The sequence below is a fragment of the uncultured Microbacterium sp. genome, assembly GCF_913776565.1.
In the GTDB taxonomy this organism is placed as follows: Bacteria; Actinomycetota; Actinomycetes; order Actinomycetales; family Microbacteriaceae; genus Microbacterium.
The window spans coordinates 1-10582 of sequence record NZ_CAJYPF010000239.1 but is presented as its reverse complement, the minus strand read 5'-3'; the positions used below and the strand labels follow the sequence as shown (position 1 = coordinate 10582).

General features: G+C 72.0%; 12 protein-coding genes and 1 pseudogene. 8 read left to right on the top strand and 5 right to left on the bottom strand.

Annotation, left to right across the window (positions count from 1 at the left end):
• Positions 1-296 precede the first annotated feature (296 nt).
• From QZ433_RS13405 to QZ433_RS13375, 7 genes are all read left to right on the top strand, one after another.
• Complete coding sequence (locus tag QZ433_RS13405; protein ID WP_295784402.1) at positions 297-596, top strand: GNAT family N-acetyltransferase; 300 nt, start codon at positions 297-299, stop codon at positions 594-596.
• Positions 597-700: 104 nt separating this feature from the next.
• Complete coding sequence (locus tag QZ433_RS13400; RefSeq protein ID WP_108319628.1) at positions 701-910, top strand: hypothetical protein; 210 nt, start codon at positions 701-703, stop codon at positions 908-910.
• A gap of 1 nt (position 911) precedes the next feature.
• Positions 912-1229, top strand: coding sequence for a hypothetical protein (locus QZ433_RS13395; RefSeq protein WP_295784399.1), 318 nt, complete (start codon positions 912-914; stop codon positions 1227-1229).
• 114 nt (positions 1230-1343) lie between these two features.
• Entirely contained in the window at positions 1344-2498 is a 1155-nt protein-coding gene (locus tag QZ433_RS13390) for an exonuclease SbcCD subunit D (RefSeq protein ID WP_295784397.1), read from the top strand.
• Positions 2495-5662 (top strand): SMC family ATPase, encoded by a 3168-nt coding sequence (locus QZ433_RS13385; protein ID WP_295784395.1) that lies wholly within the window; start codon positions 2495-2497, stop codon positions 5660-5662. The genes QZ433_RS13390 and QZ433_RS13385 overlap by 4 nt, the downstream gene beginning before the upstream one ends.
• Before the next feature lie 154 nt (positions 5663-5816).
• Positions 5817-5999 (top strand): hypothetical protein, encoded by a 183-nt coding sequence (locus QZ433_RS13380; protein WP_295784394.1) that lies wholly within the window; start codon positions 5817-5819, stop codon positions 5997-5999.
• A 143-nt stretch (positions 6000-6142) separates the two neighbouring features.
• Positions 6143-7648 carry an MFS transporter gene (locus QZ433_RS13375; RefSeq protein WP_295784392.1) on the top strand — a complete coding sequence of 502 codons (1506 nt, stop codon included), beginning with the start codon at positions 6143-6145 and terminating at the stop codon, positions 7646-7648.
• 33 nt (positions 7649-7681) lie between these two features.
• Here the strand turns inward: QZ433_RS13375 and QZ433_RS13370 are convergent, their stop codons facing one another.
• The 4 genes from QZ433_RS13370 to QZ433_RS13355 all read right to left on the bottom strand — a co-directional run bounded on the left by QZ433_RS13370 (position 7682) and on the right by QZ433_RS13355 (position 9704).
• Positions 7682-8239, bottom strand: coding sequence for a nucleoside phosphorylase (locus tag QZ433_RS13370; RefSeq protein WP_366761943.1), 558 nt, complete (start codon positions 8237-8239; stop codon positions 7682-7684).
• Between the two features lie 56 nt (positions 8240-8295).
• Positions 8296-9240, bottom strand: coding sequence for an aldo/keto reductase (locus QZ433_RS13365; protein ID WP_295784388.1), 945 nt, complete (start codon positions 9238-9240; stop codon positions 8296-8298).
• 138 nt (positions 9241-9378) lie between these two features.
• A complete protein-coding gene (locus QZ433_RS13360; protein WP_295784385.1) occupies positions 9379-9510 on the bottom strand; it encodes a hypothetical protein in 132 nt (43 codons plus the stop codon).
• Positions 9507-9704 carry a hypothetical protein gene (locus QZ433_RS13355; protein ID WP_295784383.1) on the bottom strand — a complete coding sequence of 66 codons (198 nt, stop codon included), beginning with the start codon at positions 9702-9704 and terminating at the stop codon, positions 9507-9509. The genes QZ433_RS13360 and QZ433_RS13355 overlap by 4 nt, the downstream gene beginning before the upstream one ends.
• A 102-nt stretch (positions 9705-9806) precedes the next feature.
• On the opposite strand from QZ433_RS13355, the gene QZ433_RS13350 reads away from it, so the two are divergent.
• Positions 9807-10304, top strand: a complete 498-nt coding sequence (locus tag QZ433_RS13350) for a DUF427 domain-containing protein (protein WP_295784381.1) — start codon at positions 9807-9809, stop codon at positions 10302-10304.
• 21 nt (positions 10305-10325) lie between these two features.
• Here QZ433_RS13350 and nadE read toward each other — a convergent pair.
• A pseudogene (gene nadE / locus QZ433_RS13345) lies at positions 10326-10582 on the bottom strand (NAD(+) synthase); the annotation flags it as partial.

Sequence of the window (10582 nt, the reverse complement as noted above, 5' to 3'; positions counted from 1 at the left end):
CGTTCAGAAGCTCGAGGTCGTCCGGCGAGGAGTCGCGGTTAGCGGCACATTCGACAACACATCACCGCGCGGCCGGGCATCATCATGCCGGCAGTCCCGTTCGCCTCCCGGGCGGACAGAGAACGCGTAGTGACAGTCATGGGGGTGATTATCACCGAGGTGGGCGTCTTCCGTCAAATCCGTCGTATCGACGCGCGGACCGCGCATTCTGCTCAGGTGCGGGCCGTCTCGCCGGTGTGGGACGCGCACTCTGCACGATCGGCCCTGGGCGGGTGAGGGCGGCGTACGCTCTCGGCATGTCCGATCTGCACTTCGCCGACGACAAAGCGGCATCCCGTTTCACCCTCCATCGGGGCGACGACCTGGTCTCGGTCCTCGACTATCGCGACGACGGGCGGACCATCGCCCTCACCCGGGCCTTCACCGTCCCGACCTTCCGCGGTCACGGCTATGCCGCAGTCGTCACCGAACGGGCCGTGGATGCCATCGAGGCCGACGGAGGGCGCGAGATCATCCCGGTGTGCTGGTACGTGGGCGAATGGTTCGAGTCCCACCCGGAGCGGGCCGGCCTGCTGCACCGGCGCCCCGCGGTCTGACCACGCGGACACTCGCGCCGTCGTAGGCGTGCCGCGTGCGGGGCGTCAACCCCTGCTCCGCCCGGGGGAGGGGCGACCAAGCTGGAGACCTCGAAAGGGGACTCATGAACGACGAACGCGATCTGCCCGAGGGCGTCATCGACGCCGACCCGCCCGGCGGGTGGGAAAGCGGATCCGTCTCCGACGGTGAGACGGCCGAACGCAACGAGAGCGCGAAAGGGTCGTCCCGGCTGAACGACGCCTCGCCCTCGGACCCGATCGAAGGCGATGCCGCCAGCCAGGGCATCGATCCCGACCTGAGCACGGAGGACTGACATGGCGCACGACACCCGCGCACCCGAACCCGGCACCGGACCCGACGGCGGCGCCGACGCTGCCGACTCGGTCGGCGGCGCGGTCCACCGCGACCGCAAGGCCGGCCGCCCCGGCGAGCAGTCGGAGCCGCGCATGGACACCCACCCCACCGACGACGAGGCGCGCATTCAGGGCGTCGTCGTCCAGACCCGCGCCGACGTCGGCGACAAGAGCGAGGAGCGCATCGCCGACGTCCTGCGCCAGCGCTTCGCCGAGATCGGTCTCGAACTCGGCGACGACCGCATCCGCGCGCTCGCGGCCGAGATCGCCGGCGCCTGAGCGCACACCCGAACGCCCCGCTCCGGTCCGCCGGGCGGGGCGTTCGGCCGTGCGGCGAGCGAGTCCGAGCGTTTGCTGCGCGTCGATGTCGGAGGGGCGACGTACCGTGTCTGCATGCGCATCCTGCACACCTCCGACTGGCACATCGGGCGCACCTTCCACGGGCATTCGACGCTCGACGCCCTGACCCGCGTGCTCGACGCGCTCGTCGACCAGGTGCGCGCGTCCCGGGTCGACCTCGTGGTGGTCGCGGGCGACGTATTCGACTCGGCGGCGCCCTCGGCCGCGTGCTACCCCGTGCTCTCGCGCACCCTGGGGGCCCTGGTCGAGGCGGGGGCTCGCGTCCTCGTCACGAGCGGTAACCACGATTCCGCGGCGCGGCTGGGCTTCCAGTCCGGACTGCTCCGACCCGAGATCACCGTGGTCACCGACCCCGCCTCGGTCGGCACCCCCGTCACCGTGCACGACGAGCACGGACCCGTCTACGTCTACGGCATCCCGTATCTCGAGCCGGCCATCGTCCGTCACCTCTGGCCGGGCGTCGAAGTCCGCTCCCAGGCGCAGACCATGACGCATGCCCTCGATCTGGTCCGAGCCGACCTCGCCGCCCGCGGCGGCCGGTCCGTCGTCGCAGCCCATTGCTTCGCCGCGGGGGTCGACGCGACCCCCGGCGTCGAGCGCGAGATCCGCCAGGGCGGGCTCGACGTCGTCCCGCTCTCGTCCTTCGACGGGCCCGATTACGTCGCCCTCGGCCACATCCACGGGCGGCAGCAGCTGTCCGAACGGGTCCGCTACGCCGGTGCGCCCCTGCACTACAGCTTCGGCGAAGGCGACAAGCCCCGCGGCTCCTGGCTGGTCGATCTCGACGCCTCGGGTCTGCGGACGGTGGAATGGATGCCGCTGCCCGTCCCGCGTCCACTCGCCACCGTGCGCGGTCCGCTCGACAGCCTGCTCACGGACGAGCGCTTCGACGGCCACCGCGAGCACTGGGTGCGCGCGGAGTACACCGACGCCACACCGCAGACCGACCCCATGCGCAGACTGCAGGAGCGCTTCCCGTGGTGCGCGACCGTGGCCCACCTCCCCGCCGGAACCCGTGCGGATGATTCCGAGGGGTACGCGCGGCGTGTCCGCGCCGCCCGCGACGACGCGGAGGTGATCGACGCGTTCCTCGCGCACGTGCGCGAGGGCGAGGGTGCGTCCGACGCGGAACGGTCCCTCGTGCGCGAGGTGCTCGACGCCCACCGCGTCAGCGAGGCGCACGCATGAAGCTCCACCGTCTCGAGCTCGAGGGCTTCGGCCCCTTCCTCGACCCGCAGACCGTCGACTTCGACGCCTTCGCCGACGACGGCATCTTCCTGATCACCGGCCGCACCGGGGCGGGCAAGTCGAGTGTCCTCGACGGTGTCTGCTACGCGTTGTTCGGGGGCGTGCCGCGCTATGACGGCGCGGAACGGCGCCTGCGCAGCGATCACTGCGGACCCGACGACCCCACCCGGGTGACGCTGGAGTTCACCGCCGAGGGCGAGCGGTGGCGTGTCACACGCTCACCGGAGTTCGAACGCCCCAAGCGTCGCGGCGGCGGCACGACCAAAGAGCCCCATCGCGCCCTGCTCGAGGTCCACGCCCCCGAGGGATGGACCGGAGTCGCGGCGCGACCCGTGGACGTCGCCGCTCGTCTCGACGAGCTGCTCGGACTGACGCAGCAGCAGTTCCTCCAGGTCATCCTGCTCGCACAGAACCGCTTCGCGCGGTTCCTGCTCGCCAAGAACGACGAGCGATTGACGCTGTTGCGCACACTCTTCGGCACGAAGCCGTTCGAGCAGTACGCGAGCGAGCTCGACGATCGACGCAAGCGCGCGCAGGAACGCCTCGCCGCCGAGGGGATGGAGGTGGCGACCCTGTTGGACGAGGCGGAACGACTGGCGGCCGAGATCGAGGCCGCACCATCGCCGTCCATGGATGAGAATGACCGTGACGCGGACGCCGGTGCGGGGACGGATGCCGGGGCCGGGACGCCTGCGGGCGCGGATGAGGCCGCGGGGGCGGGCGCGCCCGGCGTCGCGGAACGGCTCTCGCGGATCGTGCGGGCGGTGGAGCGCGCCGATTATCGCGTCGACACCCTGTCCCGCGAGCGGATCGCGAGCGACGCTCGGCTCGACGACGCGCTGACGGCCGAGCGCGAGGCGGCCTCCCTGCGCGAGAAGCAGATGGATCGCCTCCGGGTGCGCGAGGCTCTCGGCAGGCTCGACGCAGACGCCCCGCGCATCGACGGACTCCGCCTGCAGGCGGATCGAGCCCGGCGGGCCGAGGCCCTCCGCGGCGAGATCGAGGCCGTCGAGACGGCGCGCCTCGCCCGCGATCGAGCGGACCTTCGGCGCATCACCGCGCGCGAAGGCTGGCAGCGCGTCGACGACGACGGGTCCGACGTCTCGAGGTCGAGGACCTCCGCGGGCCAGGACGCCCGTGACGCGGGAGCCGACGACGATCCCGTGCGGAACCGCCGCGAAGACGACGGCGTCCTGGCCGCCCGCGACGACGAACTGACCGCCCTGCTCGATCGCGGCGAAGCGGCGCTCGCCGCCGAGGTGGAGGCCGGGGCCCTTCGCGACGAGGTGGGGCATCTTTCCGCGCGCGACGAGGAGCTCGGTCGGGAACACGCCTCGCTGGCGTCGGGACGCGACGACCTGCCCGCGTTGCTGGTCGAGCTGGACGAACGTCTCGAGCAGCTCGCGGGCGCCGGCAGTCGGCACGAGGCGGCGGTGGCCGGCCGAGACGAGCTCCGCCTCCGCCTCGAGGCGGCGACAGAGGCCGGCCGGCTGCGCGAACGGCGCGAACAGGCCGACCTGGCCGCTCTCGTCCGCTCCGACGAACTGCAGCGCTCGGTCGAGGCGTGGACGACGTTGCTGCGTCGGCGACTGGCCGGGGCGGCGGTCGAGCTGGCCCACGGACTCGTCGACGGAGAGCCGTGCGCGGTCTGCGGCTCCTCATCGCATCCGCGTCCCGCGTCCGGCGACGACGAGCCGGTGTCCGACGAAGCGATCTCTGCCGCCGAAGACCGCAAGAACGCCGCGGTCGAGGCAGACCGCCTCGCGTCCGACGCGGCGCGCGTCGCGCGCGACGCTCACGCCCTGGCGGCCGCCCGCGCCGGCGGCGCGGACGTCGAGACGCTCACCGACCGGCTCCGCGCCGCGGAGGAGGCCGTTGCCGACGCTCTGACGCAGATCGATGAACACGAGCGACTGCGCGGCGAACGCGCCGCCGCGGCCGAGCTCGGCAACCGGATCGCCCGACGACTCGCAGCCGTCGCCGAGGAACGGACGGTCGTGGGCCAGGAGCTCGCGCTCGCACGCCAACGCCTGCAGGGGCTGGAGGCCGCGCTCGACGCGGCGCGCGGCACCTTTGACACCGTGATCGATCGCCAGCGCGACCTGCGCGCCCGGCGTGACGCCGTGCGCGAGCTCCGGACGGCGCTCGTGGCCGCCGCGGCTGCGCAGGGCGTGTTCTCGACCGCCGTCGAGGCGCTGACCGCGGCCGTCGACGCCAGCGAGTTCGACGCCGTCGACGACGTCGTCGCCGCTCTGCGTCCGGCGGACCGTCGACGCGAGCTCGACACGACCGTCGCCGCGTACGACGCGCGGGTCACCGCGACCCGGCAGCAGCTGCTCGATCTCGAGCTCCACCTCGTCGACGCCCCCGACGAACCCCTCGACCTCGCACCCTTCGCCGCAGCGGTGGCCACCGCGCGTGACGCCGTCCGCGATGCTGAGGCACGGCACGCCGACGCGCAGGGGACGGCGCGTCGACTCCGGCAGCTGGCCGAGCGCGCCGATGCCGCCCACGCGTCCACGGCCGCCCTCGCCGACGCGCATGCGGTGGTGGCACGGTTGGCCGACACCGTGTCGGGCCGAGCTCCCAACACCCGCCGCATGACGCTCGAGACGTTCGTCCTCGCCGCCGAGCTCGAAGAGATCGTCGCCGCGGCGAACCTCCGCCTCGAGCAGATGTCGTCCGGGCGCTATCGCCTCCAGCACACCGACGCGCTCGCCGCGCGCGGCGCATCCAGCGGGCTGGGTCTCGAGATCATGGACGCCTACACCGGCCAGTGCCGCCCGCCGCAGTCGCTGTCGGGCGGCGAGACGTTCCTCACCTCCCTCGCCCTGGCGCTCGGCCTGGCCGAGGTCGTCACCGCGCGGGCGGGCGGCATCCGTCTCGACACCCTGTTCATCGACGAGGGGTTCGGGTCCCTCGACGACGACACCCTCGACCTCGCGATGCGCACTCTCGACGAGCTGCGGCAGGGAGGGCGCACCGTCGGCGTCATCAGTCACGTGGCGGCGATGAAGGATCAGCTCCCGGCGCAACTGCACGTCGCCGCGACGCCGCGCGGCCCCAGCACCATCCGCCAGGGCATCGCCTCGCTCGCGCGGTGAAGTCGTCCTCCGTCTCCGACGAAGAGACGGGGACCCCGCGCGATCCGCGACTCGTCTGCGTCGCGCGGGCCTCTCGCGCCGCGCTCGCGGGCCCCTCGCGCCCCGGAGCTGACGTGCCGGTACCGAGCCCCGTCGGCGCATCTAGGCTGGACGCATGCGCAAGAGCACCCTCTGGACCATCCTCGGCGTCATCGTCGCCGTCATCATCGCGTGGTTCCTGGTGAACATCCTGTTCTCGCTCATCGCCTTCGCGTTCCGCCTTCTGGCGGTCGCGGTGATCGCCGTGATCGTGTTCTTCGTGCTGCGCGCCGTCTTCGCCCGCCGCGACGTCGACTGATCGCCCCGGGCGCCTGGTGCCCCGAGGGCGGGACGCGCGACCTCGACACGGCCCGCCGCACCGGCTCCCTGCGGGCGTAGCGCCCGAGCGTGGCAGCGCAAGCCCGCGTCGTGTGTCCGGGCCCCGGAGTAGCGTGCCTCGCGATGCCTGAACAGTCTTCCGACGCCACCACGGAGTCCGCCCATCCGGTCACGCGCGACATCGATCTGTCGCCCCGCCACCGCTGGCGCGCGTACTGGGTGGCCGTCGCCGTCGCCGCGCTGACCATCCTCGACCTGACCAAGGTCAATGTCGCCCTGCCCTCGATCGAGGCCGCCCTGAACGCCGGTCCCACCGAACTGCAATTGGTGGTCTCGGGTTACATCCTCACGTTCGGTCTGGTGCTGGTTCCGGCGGGACGCCTCGGCGACCTGCGTTCACGGCGGGTGCTGTTCCTCGTGGGGCTGTCGCTGTTCCTCGTCACCAGCCTGGTGTGCGCGCTCGCCCCCAACACCACCGTGCTGCTCGTGGCCCGGTTACTGCAGGGGGTGGCGGCCGGCATCCAGATGCCCCAGGTGCTCGGTCTCGTGCAACAGCTCTTCCAGGGCAAGGAACGAGGGCGTGCGTTCGGACTGTTCGGGGCGACCATCGGGATCGCCACCGCCTTCGGCCCGACACTCGGCGGGCTGCTCATCGCCCTGGGCGGCGACACCGACGGATGGCGCTTGATCTTCTGGATCAACATCCCGCTCGTCGCGATCGTCATCGCCCTCGCGGCCTGGCTGCTGCCCGACACCCGCACGAAGTCCCACCGTCGGTTGGATCTCGACCCGGTGGGGGTCATCCTCTTCGCGCTGACGATCCTGGCGTTGATGTGGCCGTTCCTGTTCACCACCGGAAGCCCGGACGACAACCCCAACCGATGGTGGCTGCTCGTCGCGAGCGTCGTCTTCGCGGCCGCGTTCGTGTTCTGGGAGCGGCGCTACGCCGAGCGCGGCCGCATGCCGCTCATGCCCTTCACGATCTTCTCGCTCTCGTCGTACCGCAACGGCGTGCTGATCTCGACCGCCTACTTCTCGGCGGTACCCGCGATGTTCCTGCTCGGCACGCTCTACCTGCAGGGCGGACTCGGCCTCGAGCCGGTGTTCGCCGGGATGGTGACGATCGGCTTCGCCGTGGCGTCGGCGTGGAGCTCGTGGATCGGCGGCAATCTGGTCACGCGGCTGGGGCGCCCCCTGGTGGTGTGGGGAATCCTCGGCATGGTCGCCACCGCCGGTGGGCTCGTGCTGGTGGCCCTGTTCACCGCGCCCGAATGGACGCCGTGGGCGATGGCGGCGGTCATGGTCCTCGGCGGGTTCGCGGGCGGGCTCGTCATCTCGCCCAATCAGACGCTCACGCTGGCCGACATCCCGGTGCGCAGCGGTGGGGTCGCGGGTTCGGTCGGACAGCTCGGGCAGCGCATCGGCACGGCCGTGGGCACGGCGATCGCTCTCGCCCTGTTCTACGCGACCGTCTATCGCGAGCAGGGGTCGGTCGACGACCAGGTCGTCCTGTTCCACGACGCATACGCATCGGGGATGATCACGGTCGGCGTCTTCCTGGGGCTCGCCCTCATCGTGGGTGTCGCCGATCTCGCCGGGCGGGCGCGCTCCGGATCGCAGACACCCTGAGCGCGAGGTCCGAGTCCGAGCGGATGCCGCGCCTCAGACGCCGTAGCGGGACCGGAACTCCGCGCGCAGCTCGTGGCTGCACCTCTCCACGACGTCGTCCCACAGCTCGGTCGCGCCGTCCTGCGCACGATCGGACACGGCGCGCAGGATGCGGATCGGCACGCCGAACTGCTGGGCCACCCAGATGAGGGCGTAGGACTCCATGTCCACCAGGCGAGCCCCGAGGCCCCGGATGAGCCGAACAGTATCGGCGTCGTCGACGAAGTGATCGCCGGTGGCGATGATCAGGCCGTCGTGGCCGGTCTCGACCCGCGTCGGAAGCGACACGTGCGCACCGAAGGTTCCGTCGAGATCCTTCACGTCGTGCTGGATCGCGCCGGCGATGTCGTAGATGCCCCCCTCGACCTCGTCGTCGATGGCTCCGGCCGTGCCCACGACGACGATCTCCTCGTAGTCGCCGGTGGCCAGCGCCCGAGTGAGGGCGGAGGCCGCGGGGATCTTGCCGACTCCCGTCAGCAGACGCTCGAAGCCGGGGATGTCGGCTTCGAAGGCGATGAGTTCGGACGCGTGGGCGGCGACGAGGAGCTTCACCCCTCCATTCTCGCCGGTTCGGCCGGACCCGCGTGCGCCCCGGGCCCGGCCGGGCGTCACGCCTGCGCGGCGTCCGAGACGCGCGTCAGGTGGGCGATCTCGTCGCCGCTGAGCTCGAGGCGTGCTCCCGCGAGCAGATCGGCGACCTGCTCCACCTTCGACGCGCTGGCGATCGGCGCCGCCACCGCCGGCTGCGCGCGCAGCCATGCGAGCGACGTCGCGGCGATCGAGGCGCCGTGGGCGTCGCCCACCTCTTCGAGGGCGTCGATGAGCGCGAGGCCGGCGGGGGTGGCCAGCTTCGCGGCGCCCTCGGCGCGGGGGGAGTCGCCGGTGGCATCCGTCGTACGGTACTTGCCCGTGAGGAATCCGCTGACCAGCGCGTAGTACGGCACGAGAGATATGCCGTACTGCTCCGCGACGGGCACGAGGTCGGCCTCGACCTCGGTCCGGTGCATGAGGTTGTAGTGCGTCTGCACGGCGACGGGCAGGTCGGCCCCCGCGGCCTCGGCGAGCGAGATCCACTCGCGAATGCGCGCTGCGCTGTAGTTCGACACCGCGACGTAGCGCACGAGGCCGTCGGTCACGAGGTCGGCGAAGGCCGCCACGGTTTCTTCGAGAGGCGTCTCGGCGTCGTCGAAGTGCGCGTAGTACAGGTCGATGCGGTCGACGCCGAGGCGCCGCAGCGAGGCCTCGGCCGCGGTGCGGACGGTCCGCGCGGAGAGGCCGCGGAAGTCGGGGTGCGTGCTCACCTTGGTGGCGACGACCACGTTCTCGGGCTTCCGCGACGCGAGCCACTCACCGATGAGCGTCTCGCTCTCACCCCCGGAGTTGCCCGGCGCCCACGCGCTGTACCCGTCGGCCGTGTCGATGAAGTCGCCCCCGCCGGCATGGAAGGCGTCGAGGACCGCGAACGAGGTGTCGCGGTCGGCCGTCCAGCCGAAGACGTTCCCGCCGAGGGAGAGGGGGAGGATGTCGAGGTCGCTTCGTCCGATGAGCGTCATGGTGGCCTTCCTGAAGAGATTCGGTGACCTTCAGGACAACGGGCCGCGGGCGAGCGCATTCCCGCGCCACGCCGCCGTGGACGCTCCGCACGCGGGCGGATTCCCGCGGGTGATGCTGGCGGGGGACGTCGGACGGACTCAGCTGCCGCCGGACAGGATGCCGATCAGCCCGCTGATCAGCAGCCACAGACCGACGCCGGCTCCGGCGACCCAGATGGCGATGGTCCCGGGCGGATACTTCTTCTTGCCGCCGTCCCCGGACGCGCTCACGAGCGCACCATCATCACGATCGAGACGATGAGCACGGCGAGACCTCCGGTGATGGCGATGGCGGCGATGACGGGACCCCCGCCGGCCACGAAGGCCGTGACGCCGAGGGCGAGGAACAGCGCGGAGAGCACGATGCCGCCGACCTGGTACACGCGGTAGCGCCGACCCGCGGTCGAAGTCTTCTGCTCGTTCACACCGCCCCCTTCCGCACCAGGCTACCCAAAAGCGCGCGGTGCCCCGATCCGCTGTGCACGACGGCGACCCCCGACCCCTCCGAGCGGGCGTAGCGTATGCGCATGGCGCGTCCCGTTCCCGAACCCGTCCGCCCCGGCCAGGAGTCCGTGTGGGACTACCCCCGCCCTCCGCGTGTGGAGCGCGTCGACAAGAGGGTGCAGATCGACTTCGGCGGGCGGCGCATCGTGGACACCGACGATGTCGTCCGCGTTCTCGAGACCAGCCACCCGCCCGTCTACTACCTGCCGATCGCCGCGTTCGGCGATGCCCTCACGCTGGGTGAGGGGGCGTCCTTCTGCGAGTTCAAGGGCGGTGCGCGCTACTTCGACGTCCATGGCGGCGGGGGAGCGCTGGCCCCCCGCGCGGCCTGGAACTACCCGCACCCCATGCCCGGATACGAGACGCTGTCCGACCGGGTCGCCGTGTACGCGGGCCCCATGGATCGAGTGGTCCTGGCCGGAGAGACCGTTCAGCCCCAGCCCGGCGGGTTCTACGGCGGCTGGGTCACGGCCGATCTCGCCGGCCCCTTCAAGGGCGTCCCGGGCTCGATGGGCTGGTGACGGCCGCGCGGCCGAGGCGGATCAGCCGCGGTCGAAGGCGTGCGGGACCGCCGCGTGCAGCTCCTCCAGCCACGCGCGGGCGTTCCCGTCCGACGGGGCGCGCCAATCCCCGCGTGGCGAGAGCGATCCCGCCGGAGAGACCTTCGGTCCGTTGGGGATCGCCGTGCGCTTGAACTGCGCGAATCCGAAGAACCGCTGCAGGAACACCTCGAGCCACCGAGCCACCGTGGCCAGATCGTAGGACGGGCGTCCGCCCTCGGGGTAACCCGGGGGCCAGG

Bases quoted from the DNA above. Each gene is read 5' to 3' on its own strand.
- QZ433_RS13365 (WP_295784388.1), bottom strand. From the start codon at position 9,240: ATGACGCTCATCGGACGAAGCGACCTCGACATCCTCCCCCTCTCCCTC.
- QZ433_RS13375 (WP_295784392.1), top strand. From the start codon at position 6,143: ATGCCTGAACAGTCTTCCGACGCCACCACGGAGTCCGCCCATCCGGTC.
- QZ433_RS13380 (WP_295784394.1), top strand. From the start codon at position 5,817: ATGCGCAAGAGCACCCTCTGGACCATCCTCGGCGTCATCGTCGCCGTC.
- QZ433_RS13350 (WP_295784381.1), top strand. From the start codon at position 9,807: ATGGCGCGTCCCGTTCCCGAACCCGTCCGCCCCGGCCAGGAGTCCGTG.
- QZ433_RS13405 (WP_295784402.1), top strand. From the start codon at position 297: ATGTCCGATCTGCACTTCGCCGACGACAAAGCGGCATCCCGTTTCACC.
- QZ433_RS13385 (WP_295784395.1), top strand. From the start codon at position 2,495: ATGAAGCTCCACCGTCTCGAGCTCGAGGGCTTCGGCCCCTTCCTCGAC.
- QZ433_RS13395 (WP_295784399.1), top strand. From the start codon at position 912: ATGGCGCACGACACCCGCGCACCCGAACCCGGCACCGGACCCGACGGC.
- QZ433_RS13390 (WP_295784397.1), top strand. From the start codon at position 1,344: ATGCGCATCCTGCACACCTCCGACTGGCACATCGGGCGCACCTTCCAC.
- QZ433_RS13400 (WP_108319628.1), top strand. From the start codon at position 701: ATGAACGACGAACGCGATCTGCCCGAGGGCGTCATCGACGCCGACCCG.